The sequence below is a fragment of the Pseudomonas sp. P5_A12 genome (assembly GCF_056400685.1).
The window spans coordinates 1-18,422 of the sequence record NZ_JBFUKU010000095.1 but is presented as its reverse complement, the minus strand read 5'-3'; the positions used below and the strand labels follow the sequence as shown (position 1 = coordinate 18,422).

Here is an 18,422-nt window from a genome sequence, read left to right as displayed (position 1 = left end):
TCGCTGTACTTGTCTGCGCCTTTTGGAATGGTACGCCACAGATCGTTGATCTGCTTCTGCAAATGCTCTTCCCGGTCCTTTTGCCGACGCCGTTCTTCTTCAGCGGAAATGGGGTAGGGGCGTTTGTAGCGATCGACTCCGTAGTTCATCAGCGCGTGGCAGGAATCGAGCAAGTCTTCTACCGCATCGATGCCGTGGCGCTCCTCGCACTGCATGATGTACTGCTTGGCGAACACCAGGTAATCAATGATTGAACTGGCGTCGGTCCAGGTGCGGAACAGGTAATTGCCTTTGAAAAAGCTGTTGTGCCCATAGCAGGCATGCGCCACGACCAGCGCCTGCATGCAGATGGTGTTTTCTTCCATCAGGTAAGCGATGCACGGGTCCGAGTTGATCACGATCTCGTAGGCCAGCCCCATCTGCCCACGGCTGTAGGATTTCTCAGTGCTGAGGAAGTGTTTGCCATAGGACCAATGGTGATAACCCAGTGGCATGCCGACGGAGGCGTAGGCGTCCATCATTTGTTCGGCGGTGATCACTTCGATCTGGTTGGGATACGTATCGAGTGCGTAGCGAGCCGCCAAGCGACTGATTTCCTTGTCATAGGCCTGGATCAGCTCGAACGTCCATTCGGAGCCGGTGGAAATGGGTTGGCGCTTCTGCTCTTTGGCGGTCATGTCACTAACCTGCGCTGGAATAGTTCACGGAAGACCGGGTAGATATCCCCGGCCGAGACCAGTTGCTGCTGGGCAAAAGTGTCAGAGAAGGCTTCGGCGATGCGTTCGTATTCGAACCACAGGGCCTGATGTTCGCGCGGGGTGATCTCAACGTAAGTGTAGTACTGCACGAACGGCATGATCTGGTTGATCAGAATGTCGCGGCAGATCGGCGAGTCGTCGTTCCAGTTATCGCCGTCGGACGMCTGGGCGGCATAGATATTCCACTCGTTGCTCGGATAGCGCTCGGCCATGATCTCCTGCATCAGTTTCAAGGCGCTGGATACGATGGTGCCGCCGGTTTCGCGCGAATAGAAGAACTCTTCTTCATCCACTTCCCGGGCACTGGTGTGGTGACGGATGAACACGACGTCGATCTTGTCGTAGTTCCGCTTGAGAAACAGGTAAAGCAGGATGAAGAAGCGCTTGGCGATGTCTTTGGTCGCCTGCGTCATGGAACCGGATACGTCCATCAGACAGAACATCACCGCTTTGGAGCTCGGGTTGGGCTGCTTGATGAGCAGGTTGTACTTGAGGTCGAACGTGTCGAGGAACGGTACGCGATGAATCCGCGCACTGAGTTTTTCGATTTCTGCTTCGATTTTCTGGATATCGCCGAAATTGTCCGGCTCTTCCTGCTTGAGTCGCAGCAGCTCCTCTTTGGCTTCACGCAACTTTGCACGGCTGCTGCCGGACAGGGCGATGCGCCGTGCATGGGCCGAGCGCAGGGTCCGGATGATGTTGATCCGCGACGGGTTGCCTTCGTTGCTGATACCCGCGCGCACCGTTTTGAAGGTGTCGGTGCCAGTCAGGTTGCGTTTGACCAGGTTCGGCAGTTCGAGGTCTTCGAACATGAACTCGAGGAATTCCTCCTGAGTGATCTGGAAGACAAATTCGTCCATCCCCTCGCCCGAGTTGCCCGCCTTGCCGGGGCCTCTGCCGCCGCCACCGCCAGGCGGACGGGCAATGTGCTCGCCGCTGGTGAATTCCTTGTTGCCCGGGTGCACGACGGTTTGTTTGCCACCGCGACCGTGGTGAAGCACCGGCTCGTCGATGTCGCGACCGGGAATGCTGATCTGTTCGCCGTGCTCCATATCGGTAATGGAGCGCCGGCTGACCGCCTCTTCGACAGCCTTTTTGATGTGATCACGGTAACGCCGCAGAAACCGCTGACGGTTCACCGTGCTCTTGTTCTTGCCATTGAGACGTCGGTCGATCACATAGCTCATGACTGCTCCTTAGAAGCTGTCCTGAAAGGGGCGAGCGGTGATGCAGCATCGAACCAAGGGCCAAGGGACATGCGACGCTCCCCCAAGCGCTGTGGATGCTGCTTGAACTCGCTACCGACTTTCGAACACCTTCCAGAGGCTTGTGTAACAGAAAATGCGTACACAGGCCTCTGGCTGACGACAACCGGTCTGACCGGTAGCGGGTTATTGTGATTTTCTGACCCGCAGGTACCACTCGGACAGCAGTCGTACCTGTTTGTCGGTGTAACCGCGCTCGACCATTCGTGTGACGAAGTCGTTGTGCTTCTGCTGGTCCTCTTTGCTGGCCTTGGCGTTGAAGCTGATAACCGGCAGGAGGTCTTCGGTGTTGGAGAACATTTTCTTCTCGATGACCACCCGCAGTTTTTCGTAGCTGAGCCAGGTCGGGTTCTTGCCGTTGTTGTTGGCCCGGGCGCGCAGTACGAAGTTGACGATTTCGTTGCGGAAATCCTTCGGATTGCTGATGCCGGCCGGTTTTTCGATTTTCTCCAGTTCTTCGTTCAGGGCGACGCGGTTGAGGATTTCGCCGGTTTCCGGGTCGCGATATTCCTGGTCCTGGATCCAGAAGTCGGCGTACAGCACGTAGCGATCGAAGATGTTCTGGCCGTACTCGCTGTACGACTCGAGGTAAGCGGTCTGGATCTCCTTGCCGATGAACTCGATGTAGCGCGGTGCCAGGTATTCCTTGAGGAATCGCAGGTAGCGTTCGCGTGTTTCAGCCTGGAACTGTTCCTGTTCGATCTGTTGTTCCAGCACGTACAGCAAGTGCACCGGGTTGGCGGCGATTTCGTGAGGATCGAAGTTGAAAACCTTCGACAGAATCTTGAACGCGAAGCGGGTAGACAGGCCGTTCATGCCTTCGTCGACACCGGCGTTGTCGCGGTATTCCTGAATCGACTTGGCCTTCGGATCGGTGTCCTTGAGGTTTTCACCGTCGTACACGCGCATCTTGGAATAGATGTTCGAGTTTTCCGGCTCCTTGAGGCGCGAGAGCACGGTGAACTGGGCGAGCATCTTCAAGGTGTCGGGCGCGCAATGGGCCTTGGCCAGGGAACTGTTGAACAACAGCTTGTCGTAGATCTTCACTTCGTCGCTGACCCGCAGGCAGTACGGCACTTTGACGATGTAGATCCGGTCGATGAACGCTTCGTTGTTCTTGTTGTTGCGAAAGGTGTGCCACTCCGACTCGTTGGAGTGGGCCAGCAGGATCCCGGTAAACGGAATCGCGCCAAGGCCTTCGGTACTGTTGTAGTTGCCTTCCTGGGTCGCCGTCAGTAATGGGTGCAGCACCTTGATCGGCGCCTTGAACATTTCGACGAATTCCATCAGGCCCTGGTTGGCCCGGCACAGTGCGCCCGAGTAGCTGTAAGCGTCAGCGTCGTTCTGTGGATATTCTTCCAGTTTGCGGATATCGACCTTGCCCACGAGGGCCGAGATGTCCTGGTTGTTTTCGTCTCCGGGCTCGGTTTTGGCCACGGCGATCTGATTGAGGATCGACGGATAGAGTTTCACCACCCGGAACTGGCTGATGTCGCCGCCGAATTCGGCCAGGCGCTTGGTCGCCCATGGCGACATGATGGTGTTGAGGTAGCGCCGCTGGATGCCGAAGTCTTCTTCGAGGATCGCGCCATCTTCAGTGGCGTTGAACAGCCCCAGTGGCGACTCGAATACCGGCGAGCCCTTGATCGCGTAGAAGGGCACTTTTTCGATCAGCTGTTTCAGCTTCTCGGCCAGGGATGACTTACCGCCACCGACGGGACCGAGCAGATAGAGGATCTGTTTCTTCTCTTCCAGGCCCTGAGCGGCATGGCGGAAATACGACACGATCTGGTCGATGCATTCTTCCATCCCGTGGAAGTCTTCAAAGGCCGGATAGCGGCGGATCACCTTGTTGGAAAAGATTCGCGACAGTCTCGAGTTGGTCGAGGTGTCGAGCAGCTCCGGTTCTCCGATAGCCAGCAATAGACGCTCGGCGGCGGAGGCGTAGGCGCTGCGGTCCTGTTTGCACAGCTCAAGATACTCTTGCAGCGAGAGTTCTTCCTGGCGTGTGGACTCGAATCGTTGTTGGAAGTGGCTAAAGATACTCATGACGTCACCTCGCTCGATACGTGGAGCCGACGCCGGATCACTCAGTCGATGCTGGCAGCAACCGAACAGGCAGTCGCTGTTTACCCCCCAGAACTCTCACGGAGCTGACCACTCCGAAAGCTACTCCCGATGACCCGCGCGCCGGTGTACCGGCTCTCCCCTGTTTTGGATGGCCTGCGCTTAAGGATAGTTGGGAATTCAGGAGGTAAAGGCGAGATACGTAATTAGTTGTGGCAGACCGTTCGTCTGCCACCGCGCGAGCCCGCGGGGGCCGGGGCTTGCACGTTACAAAAAAATTATTCCGGGGTGCCTTGCGCTGTTTCCGCAGGATAAGTCGTGCGCCACAGCTCAAAACCGCCATCCATGCTGTAGACGTCGGAGAAACCCTGACTGATGAGGTAGGCCGCGGCGCCCTGGCTGGAATTGCCGTGGTAGCAAACAACTACGGTCGGAGCATCCAGATCTGCGCCTTGAATAAAGGCATGCAGGGAATGGTTGTCCAGATGCTTGGAGCCGCTGATGTGCAGCGCGGCGAAGGTAGCAGGATCACGGACATCGACCACCACTGCGCCTTGTTCGCGCAGGGCCTGGGCCTGTTCCGGGGGGATACGTTTGAATTCGCTCATGGCGGGCTCCTGTGGCTTGGCTGATTGAGCAGCCTAGCGCGGGTCGCTGGCTGGTGATTGTTCGGTAATGGTTGGGGAGACGGGTTCGCTGTGGCCCTTATCGTTGCATTGGCAATGCAGGCGCTCAAAGGTGTCGATATTCATCAGGGTCATCGCTCCGCCCCAGACACAACCGGAGTCGAGTGCGAAGATCCCCGGTTCGTCACATTGGCCTTCGAGTGCCGCCCAATGGCCAAAGATGATCTTCAGGCCCTTGGTCTTGCGCTCCTTGTACGTGAACCAGGGCTTATAGCCCGGTAGCGCTGTGCCGACGCCTTCCTTGCTCTTGAGGTCGAGTTTGCCCTCGCTGGTGCAGAAACGCATGCGAGTGAAATAGTTGGTGATGACGCGCAGACGGGTCACGCCCTTGAGGTCGCTGTCCCATTTCGCCGGGTCGTTGCCATACATGCCGTCGAGGAACGGGGCGATACGGTTGTCATCGCGCAAGGCCTCTTCAACTTCGCCGGCGCACTTCAAGGCTTTGCGCAATGACCATTGCGGTGGAATGCCGGCATGCACCAGAGCGATATCGCGTTGTTCGTCGTAGTGCAAGAGCTTTTGCTGGCGCAACCACTCCAGCAACTGCGCGCAATCGGGTGCTTCGAGGATTTCGCGCAGGGTGTCGTTTTTTTTCAGGCGTTCGATGTTACGTCCGGCGGCCAGCAAGTGCAGGTCATGGTTGCCCAGTACGCACACCAGCGATTCACGAATGCCATAAAGAAAGCGCAAGGTTGCCAGCGACTGCGGGCCACGGTTTACCAGATCGCCCACCAGCCAGAGACGATCCTTTGCCGGGTCGAATGCGACTTGCTTGAGCAGGCACTGCAGGGGCTCGAGGCAGCCTTGCAAGTCGCCTACGGCGTACGTTGCCATTAGTGCAAGGCTCCGGGCACCGCCAGGCGGAATGGAGCGATGATGGCGTCGAACTGCTTACCGTCATCGGCAATCATCTGGTAAGTGCCCTGCATGGTCCCGACTTTAGTGGTCATGACCGTGCCGCTGCTGTAAGTGTGGTTTTCGCCAGCCTCGATCAACGGCTGCTGGCCAACCACGCCGGCACCGCGAACTTCCTCGACATGCCCGTCACCGTCGGTGATCACCCAGTGCCGCGACAACAGTTTGGCCGGTAGCTCGCCATTGTTGTGCACGGTAATGGTGTAAGCAAAGGCAAAGCGACTGTGCTCGGGTTGCGATTGTTCTGCCAGATAGCGGGTGACGACGCTGACGTCGACCTGATAACGAGGATCGGACATGCAAGAGGCCTTAAAAACGAAGCGGGACGCGGGGCGTAGCTGATGGAGATCAGTCTAGGCCAAGTACCGGGTAGTAAACCAGACATCGCGTCTGGCGTCCTACCCGATAACGCTTGTCGCTTGTCAGTCGGCGGCAGGCGGGTTCAGGACTTGTTCGCTGAGCTTGTCGGCCAGGCGCACGAAGGCGGCCAGGTCGAGCTGTTCGGGACGCAGGCTGCCATCGACGCCGGCGGCTTCGATTTCGGCATTGCTCAGCAGCAATTTAAGGGTGTTGCGCAAGGTCTTGCGGCGCTGGTTGAACGCTTCGCGAACGACGCGCTCCAGCAATTTATGATCTTTGGCCGGGTGTGGCAGTACCGCGTGAGGCACCAGGCGCACGATGGCCGAATCAACTTTCGGCGGCGGATTGAACGCACCTGGGCCGACGTTGAACAGATGCTCGACCCGGCAGTGGTACTGAACCATGATCGACAGGCGGCCCCAATCACCGCCACCCGGGCCTGCCGCCATGCGCTCGACCACTTCTTTTTGCAGCATGAAGTGCATGTCGCGGATCAGGCTGGCGTTATGCAACAGGTGAAAAATCAGCGGCGTGGAAATGTTGTACGGCAGGTTGCCGACCACACGCAGACTACCCGGCGCGGCATTCAGGCTGGTGAAGTCGAATTTCAGCGCATCGCCCTGATGCAGGCTGAAATTGCTCCTGCCGGCGAACTGCTGATTGAGGATCGGGACGAGGTCCTTGTCCAGTTCCACCACGTCCAACTGGGCGCCGCTGTTGAGCAGGCCTTGAGTCAGGGCACCCTGGCCCGGGCCGATCTCCAGCACGCGGTCTTCGGCTTTGGCGTGGATAGAGCGCAAGATACGGTCGATAACGCCGGCATCGTGCAGGAAGTTCTGGCCAAAGCGTTTGCGCGCCTTGTGTTGGTAATGCTCGGTCATAAACGGGTCTCGGCCATCTGGTAGGCGGTTTCCAGGGCGACTTGCAGGCTGCCGGTGTCAATTTTTCCGCTGCCGGCCAGATCCAGGGCGGTGCCGTGGTCGACCGAAGTGCGGATGATCGGCAAGCCGAGGGTCACGTTGACAGCTGCGCCGAAGCCTTTGTACTTCAGCACGGGCAGGCCCTGGTCATGGTACATCGCCAGCACTGCGTCGCAGTGCTCCAGATATTTGGGGGTGAACAGAGTGTCGGCGGGCAGGGGACCGCGAAGGTCCATGCCTTCACCGCGCAGGCGCTCTAATGTAGGTTCGATAATGTCGATTTCTTCATGGCCCAGGTGTCCGCCTTCACCGGCATGCGGGTTGAGCCCGCAGACCAGGATGCGTGGCTGGGCGATGCCGAATTTTTCTTGCAGGTCGGTGTACAGGATTCGTGTGACCCGCTCCAGACGCTCCGGCGTGATCGCATCGGCAATCTCGCGAAGGGGCAGGTGAGTGGTGACCAGCGCCACACGCAATCCACGCGTGGCCAGCATCATCACCACCTGCGCGGTATGGGTCAGGTCGGCGAGAAACTCCGTGTGCCCGGAGAAGGCAATACCGGATTCGTTGATGACACCTTTGTGCACTGGAGCGGTAATCATGCCGGCAAAATGCCCGTCCAGGCAGCCTTGACCCGCACGGGTCAGGGTTTCCAGGACAAACGCGGCATTGGCCTTGTCCAGCTGGCCGGCGGTGACCGGCGCATTGAGCGGTGTATCCCAGACATACAAACTGTTAGCGGGTGCAGGAGCATCCGGCCAACTGTCCGGTGTTACCGGCAACAGAATGACAACCACACCCAGCTGCGCGGCCCGCTCAAGGAGCAGGTCGGCGCTGGTAATGGCAATCAGGGGGTATGGCTGGGCTTGCGAGGCGAGCAGCAGGCACAGGTCTGGGCCTATGCCGGCCGGTTCGCCGGGTGTCAGCGCGAAACGCTTGGGTTTCACTGCGCTGCCTGGCTTGCACCAGGGAGTTTGATTTCTACGTACGCTTCGTCACGGATCTGACGCAGCCAGGTTTGCAGCTCTTCGTCGTATTTGCGGTTACGCAGTACGGTCATTGCCTGTTGCTCGCGAGCCTGGGCGGTGCTGTCGGTGGCGCGACGGCCAAGCACTTCCAGAACGTGCCAGCCGTACTGAGTCTGGAACGGCTTGGACAGCTTGCCTTGCGGGGTACTGGCCATCACTTCGCGGAATTCCGGTACCAGCGCGTTCGGGTCGATCCAGTTCAGGTCGCCGCCATTGAGCGCCGAACCCGGGTCTTCCGAGTAGTTCTTGGCCAATTCGCTGAAGTCGTCACCCGCTTCGATACGCGAGTAGAGCGACTGAGCCAGCGCCTTGGTTTTTGCTTCGTCGCGGATCGGGCTTGGTTTGACCAGGATGTGGCGCACATGCACTTCATCGCGCACCTGGGTTTCGCCGCCGCGCTTGTCGAGAATCTTGAGGATGATGAAGCCGCCGGGTGTGCGCATGGGTTGGGTGACTTCGCCAACGGACATGGAGCTCAACATGCGATCGAACGGAGGTGGCAATTGAGCCGCTTTACGCCAGCCCATGTCGCCGCCTTCCAGTGCGGTTTCGCTGGCAGACTTGGCGATGGCCAACTGACCGAAATCAGCACCTTGCTTGAGCTGCTGGTAAACCGCGTCGGCCTGCTTGGCAGCATTCTGAATCGCGTCGGAGTTGGCGCTTTCCGGCGTAGGAATCAGGATGTTGGCCAAACGGAACTCTTGGGACAATTGAATCTTCCCAAGGTCGGAGGCGAGGAAGTTCTTCACTTCCTGCTCGGACACCTGAATGCGCTCGGCCACACGACGCTGACGCACACGGCTGATGACCATTTCACGGCGAATCTGTTCACGGGCGTCGTCGTAAGACAGACCGTCGTGAGCCAGTGCGGCGCGGAATTGATCCACGGTCATGTTGTTGCGCTGGGCGATGGTGCCAACAGCCTGGTTCAGTTCTTCATCGGTAATGCGGATGCCCGAACGTTCGCCGATCTGCAATTGCAGGTTTTCGACGATCAAGCGCTCAAGCACCTGCTGCTCCAGCACGCTGGCTGGCGGCACGGCAGAGCCACGCTTGGCAATGGTTTGCTGAACCTCATGAACGCGTTTGTCCAGTTGGCTCTGCATGACCACGTCGTTGTCGACGATGGCCACCACTTTATCGATGGACTGTACGGCGGCATTGGCCGCAGTACCCAGAAACAGCGCGCCCAGCAGCAGCGGGCGCAGACAATCAGAAAGCTTGGTTTTCACGTTCACGATAACCTTGGATGCCTTTGTCGAGGAAACTCTCTACTTTGGCGCCGGTGAGGCCGCCGAGTCCCTTCAGAACAATTTGGAGGAAGACGCCGTGGTCGCCCGATTCGTTTTGTGGCGCGTTCTGACTGAACTCGTCATAGGAAATAAAATAACGGTTGATCAGGCGCAGTTTCCAGCAGCAGTTGTCGTACTCGAAACCACCGAAGGCTTCCAGGGTACGGTTTTGGGTGTAGTCATACTGCCAGCGGCTGATGGCGCTCCACTGAGGCACGATCGGCCAGATCACCGAGAAGTCGTGCTGTTCGATCTTGTAGTAGTCCTTCACGAAGCCAGGCTGACCCTCGACGCCGTAGTCACCACCGAACTGCCATTGACCGGTGTTCTGGTTGTAGAGCACCTGATCGTTGCGATAGCGATAGCCGGCGTTGACGACCTTGTTCGGGTTGTCTTCAGGCTGGTAGTGGAACATCGCGCTACCCGAGCGAGGGCTGCGGCTGTCCGGGTCCCAGTTGTAGTCGGCCGTGGTGCGCCAGTCGCGGTTCCAGCGGTATTCATATTCCAGGGCGTACGGCGAAACGCTGGCTGTAGAAGCAGCACGGGTATCCTGGATGMCGGGCATCTGTACTTTGCGGTCCTGGAAGAACAAGGCCTGGCCTACGCTGATGCGTTGACGTTCAAACCCGTCGTCTTCGATCCAGCGGTTGGTGATGCCCAACGACAATTTGTTCTCGTCGCCGACACGGTCGGAGCCGGTAAAGCGGTTGTCACGGAACAGCGATGAGTAGCTGAACGTGCTTTCGCTGGTGTCGAAAACAGGAATGTCTTCCTGATCCACCTCTGGCACATAGAGGTAGTACAGTCGTGGCTCAAGGGTCTGGCGATAGTCTTTGCCGAACCATTGGGTTTTGCGATCGAAATACAAACCGCTGTCGATGCTCGCGATTGGTACACCACGGTTTTGGTTGCTGTCAAAGGTACCGAGGAGTTTGTCTTGTTCCGCGGTCTGTGCGTCAACCTGGGATTTGCCAATGCTGTCCAGATCCAGTTGGTACTGGGTGTATTGGTACTTGAGCGTCGGCTTCAGGAAACCATACGTCCAGTCCAGCGGGAGGCTGACGGCGGGTGCCAGGTTGAGTCGGTCGCCGGTAGCACGCGCCAGGCCTTGAGTGTTGGTGTCTATCTGGGGGCTGACATTGCCATCTTGATCGGTGAAGGTGCCATTTTTCAGGTCGCGCTCAAACCGCACGATTTCAGTGTTGTAGCTGAAATTCAGACCGCCTGGATGATAAGGCAGCGCACCATCGAAGGTGATCTGCGGCAAGCGATCGTAAGGGGTGACGTTCTGAACTGTCGCCAACTCAAACGCCTGGGCATTCACGCGCGCCACATAGCTGTCACCGCGGTAGGTAACCGAGCCTTGCTGGTTCACGTAGTCAGCGCTTTTCACGCCAATCTGGTCGGTCTGCAGATCCTGGAAGTAATAAGGATCGCTGATCTTGGTGTAGTCGACTTGCGTGAGGACGCGCGAATCCAGACCACCCTTGTGCTGCCAGTTATACATGTAGCGGTCTTTGCGGTAGTCGGTCTGTTTACTGCGCTCGGTATCTTCGTCGTTGAGGTACGCACCGCCGAACTGACCTTCGCTGGACTGGGTGAGGTAGCGGAATTCGCCTTCCATCAACAAGCCATGCTTTTCCATGTAACGCGGATACAACGTGGCATCGTAGTTCGGTGCCAGGTTGAAGTAATACGGTGTGACCAGCATGAAGCCGGTATCGCTGCCGGTGCCGATGGTCGGCGGCAGGAAGCCGGACTGGCGACGGTCATCGATCGGGAAGTAGATGTACGGTGTGTACAGGACAGGAATGTCCTTGACCCGCAATGTCACGTTGGTCGCGGTACCGAAGCCGGTCGCCGGGTTCAGGGTGATGTTGTTACCCTTGAGCTGCCAGGCGTTGCTGTTCGGTTCGCACGTGGTGTACGTACCATCCTTGAGGCGGATGATCGCGTTTTCAGCACGCTTGGCGTACAGCGCATTACCGCGGATACGGGATTTGTGCATCACGTATTCGGCGTTGTCGACCTTGGCTTCACCGGTGTCGAGTTGCACTTCGGCATGGTCGCCGACGATCAGTGCGCCGTTGTCGCGGATGCGCACGTCGCCATTGAGTTCGGCGCGGCTCTCGGCCTGATACAGGCTGGCCTCGTCGGACTCGACCTGCATGCTGCCCTGACGCAACACGACGTCACCGGCCAGCGTACCGACCTGATCTTCGGTGTTGTAGCGCGAGGCCTTCGCGCCGATAAAGGTAGGCGCGTCACTTTTATCCGTCTTGTCATTCATGCCAGGACGAATCGGTTCGACATAGGCACCTGCGCAGTAAGGGCCGGTTTCGGCCAACTGTGCGGCAGTGAGATTTTCGCGTGGCACCCAGTCGAGGTGGCTGTAGTCTTCGCTACGAGACTTCAGGCCGCGGCCCTTGGACTCGGTAACGAGTACAGTCTTGGCGCCGGTCTCTTCGCTGGATTCGCTCTGGGCTGCAGGTTCGCCAGTGGCGGAAACTGCGCCGTCTTCATGGGTTGGACGCGGTGGCAACGTCGCCGTCGACGCTTTTGGCGCGCAGCTCCAGGCACCCGAAGCAGAGGCTGAGCAGTCATACTGTTCCGCGGCGACCACGAAAGAAGTAGCCAGGGGTTGCAGGGCCAGCAAACTGCCGGTAACCAACAACGGAAATTTTTTACGAAACGCGGGGGATTTCAATGCCATCTTATTTGTCCGGGCTTCCTGCGTGCCATCTGCCCGCGGTGTGGGCCGCACGCCTCTCGATGGTCTGAAAAAGATGCTGGATAATAAAGCATGCCCCGCTTGACGGCTAGCGCCGTCGGAGACCCTTGCAATGCCTGATCAAGATGTACGTTTGCAACACCTGAAAGTTTGGCTCGATGAGCAGTTGGCAATTCTCTTTGCAGCACAAGGCTGGGGCATCGTACCCCCGGCCACGTTGACTGCGGCCAGTAGCGATGCGAGTTTTCGGCGCTATTTTCGCTGGGAAGGCGAAGGTAAAAGCTTCATCGTGATGGACGCTCCACCGCCTCAGGAAAACTGTAAACCCTTCGTGGATATCGCTTTTTTGCTGGCGAAATCCGGAATAAATGTGCCGAAAATTTATGCCGAAGACCTCGATCGTGGTTTTCTTTTGCTCAATGACTTGGGCAACAAGACTTACCTGGATGTGATCGATAGCGAAAACGCCGACAATTTGTTCAACGATGCCCTACAAGCATTGCTGGCTTTTCAGCAGTTGCCGATGGTTGCGCCGTTGCCGAGTTACGATGTCGCGCTGTTGCGTCGCGAGCTGGAACTGTTTCCCGACTGGTACGTAAAGCATGAGCTGGGTATCGAGTTCGACGCTTCGCAGAAAATGCTCTGGCAGAACGTGACCGATCTGTTGATTGATAGCGCCCTGGCCCAGCCCCAAGTCCTGGTTCATCGCGACTACATGCCTCGCAACTTGATGCTCAGCCAACCGAACCCGGGTGTGCTGGATTTCCAGGATGCGGTGTATGGGCCCGTGACCTACGACGTGACCTGCCTGTTCAAAGACGCCTTCCTCAGTTGGCCTGAAGAGCGTGTGCGTGGCTGGCTTGAACAGTACTGGCAGCAAGCTGGCGCTCTCGACATCCCGGTTCAACCGGATTTCGAAGACTTCCTGCGTGCCAGCGACCTGATGGGCGTACAGCGTCACCTGAAAGTCATCGGCATCTTCGCCCGCATCTGCCATCGCGACGGCAAGCCGCGCTACCTCGCCGATGTGCCACGCTTCTTTGCCTATATAGAAGCTGTGATCGCCCGCCGGCCTGAACTGGCCGAACTGGATGTATTACTGTTGAGTCTGCGTGCCGGAGCCAATGCATGAAGGCAATGATTCTGGCGGCAGGCAAAGGCGAGCGCATGCGCCCGTTGACCTTGACCACCCCCAAACCGCTGGTTCGCGCCGGCGGCATGCCGCTGATCGAATATCACCTGCGCGCCCTGGCGGCAGCCGGGTTTACCGAAATCGTGATCAACCACGCCTGGCTCGGTCAGCAGATCGAAGACTATCTGGGCGACGGTTCGCGCTACGGGGTCAGCATCCAGTATTCACCGGAAGGTGAGCCGCTGGAAACCGGCGGCGGGATTTTCCGCGCATTGCCGTTACTGGGTGATGAAGCCTTTGTGGTGGTCAACGGTGACATCTGGACCGACTACGATTTCAGCGTGCTGCATCAACCCGGCGCCGGATTGGCTCACCTGGTGCTGGCGGATAACCCGCCCCATCACCCGGCAGGCGACTTCACGCTGGCCCGGGGGCAGGTGCGCGACGGTCAGCCAGACACCACAACCCTGACGTACAGCGGCATCGCGGTGTTGCATCCGCAGTTGTTCGACGGTTGTTCGGACGGGGCGTTCAAGCTTGCGCCGCTGTTGCGCAAAGCCATGGCCGAGGGGCAGGTGACGGGTGAGCGGCTGAAAGGCCAGTGGGTGGATGTCGGCACGCACGAGCGCCTGGCCGAAGTTGAAGCCTTGATAGAAGCGAGCCGCTGAGATGTTGTGGCCAGGGACTCTGATCGGAGCCGGAGCAGGCTTTGCCATAGCCAGTATTCCGGGGGCCATGCTCGGCGCGTTGTTGGGGCAGGCGCTGGATCGGCGCTTGCACCTGCAAAGCCTTGGGCATCTGTGGGAAAAGCTCGGCGGTCGTCCGATGCTGCGCAATGATGAACTGCTTTTCGTGTTGCTGGGACGGTTGGCCAAGAGTGATGGGCGGGTGATAGAGGGTCACATCCAGCAGGCCCGTCAGGAAATGCGGTCTTTGAACATGACGGACTCGGCGCAGCGTCGTGCGATTGTCGCGTTCAATCGCGGCAAGTCGGGCCATGACCGGTTACGCGGCTATTTGCGGCGCTTGAGTGCTCAACCTCATGCGGCAGAAGGCGTGTTGCGCGCTTGTTGGCGGATGGTCTGGGCCGATGGCCGTGCCGGCTGTCGTGAGCGCGAGTTGATTGCCCTGTGGGGTAAATGGTTGGGCTGGACGCCGCATCAGGTTCAGGCATTGGCCGCCGATTATGAACAGCACAAGCGGCCAAAGGTCAGCGGCGCCATCAGCTATCAGGATGCGCTACGGCTTTTGGGAGTGTCGGCAACCAGCGAGCCGGAGCAGATCAAGCGCGCTTATCGGCGCCTGCTCAGTCGTCATCACCCGGACAAGATTGCCGGCAACGGGGCGTCGGCATTGCAGGTGCGTGAGGCAACAGACAAAACTCGCGAACTGCATACCGCCTACACCTTGATTCGTGAGCGGCGGAATTTTCGGTAGCTAGTAAGAGTTGTATCGCCAGGGATGCCGCCATCGCGAGCAAGCTCGCTCCCACAATGGATCTTCAGCAAACACAAATTCTGTGTCCAAAAAAAATCMATTGTGGGAGCGAGCTTGCTCGCGATGGCTGCACCGCGGTCTATAAGCCCGCCGCATTCTGCGGATTCAACCAGCCACGCACCCGGCGTACCAGTTGCTCCTGCTCAGCCTTGGCATTCCCCGGCAAGGCCTTCAGCGACACCTGGCTGAACGCCGATGTCTTCAAACGCTTGCTGGCCTGCAAACGCTCCAGCGCTGCTTGGCGATCCAGGGGCTTATCCATATAGAAAAGGTCCACCGTCGCCTGCTTCAGCGTCGGCGTCAGTTCGGCCAATTCAGGCTTTGCCGCAACCGGCGTCCGGGCAGCGACCATCACAAATTTCTTCACCTGCGAGGACTGCCTCTCACTCAGGTAGCGCGCGACCCAGTAAGCGCCAGTGCCATGACCCAGCACGACAATGCTGCGGGCACTTTGTTGTTCGGCATAAGCAATGGCGGCGTCAATACGCGCGAAGATTCGTTCAGCGTTGGCCTTGACCTGCTCCTCGCTCGTTTCGGCGATGACCTTGTCGGCCACTTCCGCTTCACCGCCGACGGCCTGTTCGATGGGCGCTGCGGTGGTGGACTCCTTGCTGCCGGTATCCGGCGCTTTTGGCGCGGGTGCGACTTCGACGATACGTGGCGCGATGGCGTCGCTTTGCAGATCTGGCAAGGTGATACTCAGGCTGCTCCACTTGGCGTCCGGCAATTGGCGGCGCAAAGGGCCGATTGCTTGCGGCCAGTCAGCGGTTTCACCGGCACCGGGGATGATAATCACCGCGCCCTTGGACTCGGCGGTATTGGCCGGCTTCCACAAGGCCAGAAAGGTGTCGGTGCCGGCTTGCAGTTGTTGCTGTTCCTGAGCTGGGATTTTTCGCTCAAGTGCTGTGGCTTCTACCTGACTACGCTCAAGCAATGGCTGGCGTTCGGGCGGTTTTTCTTCTGCGGATTTTTTTGCTGCGCCAGGCGCCGTGTCGGCGGCCTCGACAGAAAAGGCACAAGGCAGTATCAGCGACAGGCACAATACTGGCAGTGCCAGGCGGTAGACAGGGGGCATCGGATATTCCAGGCCAGAAGTGTTTCCGGCAGCCTAATGAGTTAGTCAGTGTTTGTCAGTGTGTGAGATTTCGATGATGCGTTTTCGCTGCCTGTGGGTTATCGGCTGTTTTTGGTTTCCCTTTATGGGGTGGGCGGCGTCCGCGCCTTTGGTGCCTGCCGCGCCATTGTCATCCCAGCAACAGCAATGGCTGGCAACCCATGGCGAGCTTCGGGTTGGCGTGGTGTTGCAAGCGCCTTATGCGCAATACGATCGGCGCTTGCAACGCTTGTCCGGGGTGAATGTCGAGTTGATGAAATGGCTGGCCGATGCGCTCAAGGTTGAGCTCAGCTGGCGTAATTTTCCGGATGTCGCGCAACTGGAAGACGCCGCACGCGCGGGTGAAATCGACATGGCTGTGGGACTGACGCAAACCCCGGCCGGTCTAAGGCTTTGGCAATTTACCGATCCGTACATGCGGGTTCCGCAACTGCTGGTCAGCGACCAGAAAGGAACCGGTGTCGTGGAGTTGGAGAAGCTCGACAGCCAGACCCGCGTCGCGGTGCGCATGCCCAGCGCGACCGCCGATTATCTGCGCAGTAATTACCCACACCTGAACCTGCAAGGCGTGCCCATCGAGCGCCAGGCGTTGCAATTGTTGCTGAGTCAGCAGGCCGGTTACGCCGTGGTCGACGAGGCCCAGCTGGGCCGCTTGTCCGCCGAGCCTGAGTTCGCCGGGCTGGTCGTGGTGGGCGATATCGGCCTGCCGCAATTGCTGCGAGTGGCCACTCGCCGGGATTGGCCGGAACTGGCAGGCATTGTCGAAAGTGCGCTGCGGGCGATCCCCGCCAAAGATCTGGAGCAACTGCACCACCAATGGTTGCAGCCTAAATACCCAAGGCTTACCGAATCCCCGGGGTTCTGGCAAAACCTTTGCCTGCTGTTCGCCGTCATGCTACTGAGCAGCATGGCTATCGTGTTCTGGCAGCGGCGCCAACAGCGCAGCCTGGAGCAACACCTGTTGGCTGCGCGCGAAGACATTGCCCTGCGTGAGGCCAGTGAAGAGGCGCTGCGCCTGACCCAGTTCTCCATCGATCAGAGCACGGTCGGCATTCTCTGGGTCAACTGGGACAGCCATGTGCGCTACGCCAACCGCGCCGCCGAAAGCATGCTCGGCTACCCGCAGGGCGGGACTATCGATCGGCCGCTGATCGACTTCGAACCTGGCCTGCATATGGATCGCTGGCTGAATCTGTGGAAACGCGCACGGGCCAGTGAGGACGGACCGCCAAGTTTCGAAACTACCTGCGTGCGAGCTGACGGCAGCATTTTGCCGACGGATGTTTCGTTGAGTTTCCTGCGCTTTCGCRACGGCGAATACCTGGTGGTTTACCTCAACGACGTGACCGAGCGCCGCCGCGCACTGGCCGCGTTGCAAGAAAGCGAGGCGCGGTTGAAGGGGATCGCCGCCAACGTTCCGGGACTGGTCTTTCGCCTCGAACGCGCGCCCGTGACAGGGCATCTCGACTTTGCCTACATCAGTGAAGGCAGTGAAAGCCTGGTGGGATACTCGCCGGCTACCCTGGCTCATCGCGATAAAGGCCTGCGCAGTCTGGTACACCCGGACGACAAGGCCAGCTATCACCAGACTCAGGACCATGCGCTGGATACTGACAGCGACTGGTCATGGCAAGGGCGGATCCTGACCCGTTCGGGCGAACAGCGCTGGGCCGAGATCAAAGCCATCACCCGTCAACTCGAAGACGGCGCCTACGTCTGGGACGGTATCGTCTGGGACATCAGCGAGAGCAAGCGTATTGAGCTGGAACTCGCCAGCTCCCGCGAGCAGCTGCGTGAGTTGTCCGCCCACCTGGAGAGCGTGCGCGAAGAGGAAAAGGCGCGCATCGCCAGGGAAGTTCATGACGAGCTGGGCCAAATGCTAACCGTGCTCAAACTGGAAACGTCCATGTGCGAATTGGCCTACGCCCAACTCGACCCTGGGCTGAACGAACGATTGAACAGCATGAAGCGCTTGATCGCTCAGCTGTTCCAACTGGTGCGCGATGTGGCCACGGCGCTGCGACCACCGATTCTCGATGCCGGGATCGCGTCTGCCATCGAGTGGCAAGCCCGGCGTTTTGAGGCGCGCACGCAAATTCCATGTCTGGTGCAGGTGCCGGACAATCTGCCGGTGCTCAGCGATGCCAAGGCCATCGGCTTGTTCCGGATCCTTCAGGAAGCGCTGACCAATGTCATGCGTCATGCCCAGGCGCATACTGTTGAACTGACGCTGGCGCTGGAAGGCGACGAGTTGTGTCTGACCGTCAGTGATGATGGCGTAGGATTTGTTGCCGCGACCGGCAGGCCGACATCCTTCGGGGTCGTCGGCATGCGTGAGCGGGTGTTGATCATGGGTGGGCAGTTGTCGCTTGAAAGTGTGCCGGGGGAAGGCACGACGTTGATTGTGCGGGTGCCGCTGGATGCAGCCTGAAGAATGAGTGTTGACTGTACTGACTCCTTCGCGGGCAAGCCCGCTCCCACAGGTTGCTTGTGGGAGCGAGYCTGCTCGCGATACATCTTGGCTCTGACATAAGAAGAATGGAGAAAAACGTGATCCGTGTACTGGTAGCCGAAGACCACACCATTGTCCGCGAAGGCATCAAGCAATTGATTGGCCTGGCCAAGGACTTGCTGGTGGTGGGGGAGGCGAGCAATGG

Annotated in this window: 15 protein-coding genes and 1 pseudogene; 5 read left to right on the top strand and 11 right to left on the bottom strand. The window is 58.8% G+C overall.

Annotation, left to right across the window (positions count from 1 at the left end; genetic code table 11):
• The 10 genes from AC1DSG_RS14980 to AC1DSG_RS14935 form a co-directional block, all read right to left on the bottom strand.
• Positions 1-677, bottom strand: a 677-nt coding sequence (locus tag AC1DSG_RS14980; protein ID WP_477791577.1) for a SpoVR family protein, incomplete at its 3' end; no start/stop codon positions are given.
• Positions 674-1,945: a YeaH/YhbH family protein gene (locus tag AC1DSG_RS14975; protein WP_477791576.1), complete on the bottom strand. Its 1,272-nt coding sequence runs from the start codon at positions 1,943-1,945 to the stop codon at positions 674-676. The genes AC1DSG_RS14980 and AC1DSG_RS14975, both read right to left, overlap by 4 nt.
• A 204-nt stretch (positions 1,946-2,149) precedes the next feature.
• On the bottom strand, positions 2,150-4,072 hold the full coding sequence (locus AC1DSG_RS14970) for a PrkA family serine protein kinase (protein ID WP_007947797.1): 1,923 nt from the start codon (positions 4,070-4,072) through the stop codon (positions 2,150-2,152).
• A gap of 296 nt (positions 4,073-4,368) precedes the next feature.
• Positions 4,369-4,698, bottom strand: a complete 330-nt coding sequence (gene glpE / locus AC1DSG_RS14965) for a thiosulfate sulfurtransferase GlpE (RefSeq protein ID WP_003228847.1) — start codon at positions 4,696-4,698, stop codon at positions 4,369-4,371.
• 33 nt (positions 4,699-4,731) lie between these two features.
• Entirely contained in the window at positions 4,732-5,610 is an 879-nt protein-coding gene (locus tag AC1DSG_RS14960; protein WP_477791575.1) for a symmetrical bis(5'-nucleosyl)-tetraphosphatase, read from the bottom strand.
• Positions 5,610-5,990: a Co2+/Mg2+ efflux protein ApaG gene (gene apaG / locus AC1DSG_RS14955; RefSeq protein WP_477791574.1), complete on the bottom strand. Its 381-nt coding sequence runs from the start codon at positions 5,988-5,990 to the stop codon at positions 5,610-5,612. Before apaG ends, AC1DSG_RS14960 begins: the two co-directional genes overlap by 1 nt.
• Before the next feature lie 123 nt (positions 5,991-6,113).
• Positions 6,114-6,932, bottom strand: a complete 819-nt coding sequence (rsmA, locus tag AC1DSG_RS14950) for a 16S rRNA (adenine(1518)-N(6)/adenine(1519)-N(6))-dimethyltransferase RsmA (protein WP_452628369.1) — start codon at positions 6,930-6,932, stop codon at positions 6,114-6,116.
• Positions 6,929-7,918 carry a 4-hydroxythreonine-4-phosphate dehydrogenase PdxA gene (gene pdxA / locus AC1DSG_RS14945; protein WP_477791573.1) on the bottom strand — a complete coding sequence of 330 codons (990 nt, stop codon included), beginning with the start codon at positions 7,916-7,918 and terminating at the stop codon, positions 6,929-6,931. Before pdxA ends, rsmA begins: the two co-directional genes overlap by 4 nt.
• Positions 7,915-9,237: a peptidylprolyl isomerase SurA gene (surA, locus tag AC1DSG_RS14940; protein WP_477791572.1), complete on the bottom strand. Its 1,323-nt coding sequence runs from the start codon at positions 9,235-9,237 to the stop codon at positions 7,915-7,917. Before surA ends, pdxA begins: the two co-directional genes overlap by 4 nt.
• Positions 9,212-12,004, bottom strand: a complete 2,793-nt coding sequence (locus tag AC1DSG_RS14935; RefSeq protein WP_477791571.1) for an LPS-assembly protein LptD — start codon at positions 12,002-12,004, stop codon at positions 9,212-9,214. The genes surA and AC1DSG_RS14935 overlap by 26 nt, the downstream gene beginning before the upstream one ends.
• A 130-nt stretch (positions 12,005-12,134) precedes the next feature.
• On the opposite strand from AC1DSG_RS14935, the gene AC1DSG_RS14930 reads away from it, so the two are divergent.
• Genes AC1DSG_RS14930 through AC1DSG_RS14920 form a run of 3 tightly spaced genes read left to right on the top strand, consistent with a single transcriptional unit; the run spans position 12,135 to position 14,591 of the window.
• On the top strand, positions 12,135-13,154 hold the full coding sequence (locus AC1DSG_RS14930) for an aminoglycoside phosphotransferase family protein (protein ID WP_477791570.1): 1,020 nt from the start codon (positions 12,135-12,137) through the stop codon (positions 13,152-13,154).
• Positions 13,151-13,822 carry an N-acetylmuramate alpha-1-phosphate uridylyltransferase MurU gene (murU, locus tag AC1DSG_RS14925; RefSeq protein WP_477791569.1) on the top strand — a complete coding sequence of 224 codons (672 nt, stop codon included), beginning with the start codon at positions 13,151-13,153 and terminating at the stop codon, positions 13,820-13,822. The genes AC1DSG_RS14930 and murU overlap by 4 nt, the downstream gene beginning before the upstream one ends.
• A gap of 1 nt (position 13,823) precedes the next feature.
• Complete coding sequence (locus AC1DSG_RS14920) at positions 13,824-14,591, top strand: DnaJ domain-containing protein (protein ID WP_477791568.1); 768 nt, start codon at positions 13,824-13,826, stop codon at positions 14,589-14,591.
• A gap of 139 nt (positions 14,592-14,730) precedes the next feature.
• Here AC1DSG_RS14920 and AC1DSG_RS14915 read toward each other — a convergent pair whose 3' ends face one another.
• Positions 14,731-15,726: an alpha/beta hydrolase family protein gene (locus tag AC1DSG_RS14915; RefSeq protein WP_477791567.1), complete on the bottom strand. Its 996-nt coding sequence runs from the start codon at positions 15,724-15,726 to the stop codon at positions 14,731-14,733.
• 73 nt (positions 15,727-15,799) lie between these two features.
• On the opposite strand from AC1DSG_RS14915, the gene AC1DSG_RS14910 reads away from it, so the two are divergent.
• Positions 15,800-18,196, top strand: a complete 2,397-nt coding sequence (locus AC1DSG_RS14910) for a PAS domain-containing sensor histidine kinase (protein WP_477791566.1) — start codon at positions 15,800-15,802, stop codon at positions 18,194-18,196.
• A gap of 107 nt (positions 18,197-18,303) precedes the next feature.
• Positions 18,304-18,422, top strand: a pseudogene (locus tag AC1DSG_RS14905) (response regulator); the annotation flags it as partial.

Bases quoted from the DNA above. Each gene is read 5' to 3' on its own strand.
- AC1DSG_RS14915 (WP_477791567.1), bottom strand. From the start codon at position 15,726: ATGCCCCCTGTCTACCGCCTGGCACTGCCAGTATTGTGCCTGTCGCTG.
- glpE (WP_003228847.1), bottom strand. From the start codon at position 4,698: ATGAGCGAATTCAAACGTATCCCCCCGGAACAGGCCCAGGCCCTGCGC.
- apaG (WP_477791574.1), bottom strand. From the start codon at position 5,990: ATGTCCGATCCTCGTTATCAGGTCGACGTCAGCGTCGTCACCCGCTAT.
- AC1DSG_RS14970 (WP_007947797.1), bottom strand. From the start codon at position 4,072: ATGAGTATCTTTAGCCACTTCCAACAACGATTCGAGTCCACACGCCAG.
- AC1DSG_RS14920 (WP_477791568.1), top strand. From the start codon at position 13,824: ATGTTGTGGCCAGGGACTCTGATCGGAGCCGGAGCAGGCTTTGCCATA.
- rsmA (WP_452628369.1), bottom strand. From the start codon at position 6,932: ATGACCGAGCATTACCAACACAAGGCGCGCAAACGCTTTGGCCAGAAC.
- murU (WP_477791569.1), top strand. From the start codon at position 13,151: ATGAAGGCAATGATTCTGGCGGCAGGCAAAGGCGAGCGCATGCGCCCG.
- AC1DSG_RS14930 (WP_477791570.1), top strand. From the start codon at position 12,135: ATGCCTGATCAAGATGTACGTTTGCAACACCTGAAAGTTTGGCTCGAT.
- AC1DSG_RS14960 (WP_477791575.1), bottom strand. From the start codon at position 5,610: ATGGCAACGTACGCCGTAGGCGACTTGCAAGGCTGCCTCGAGCCCCTG.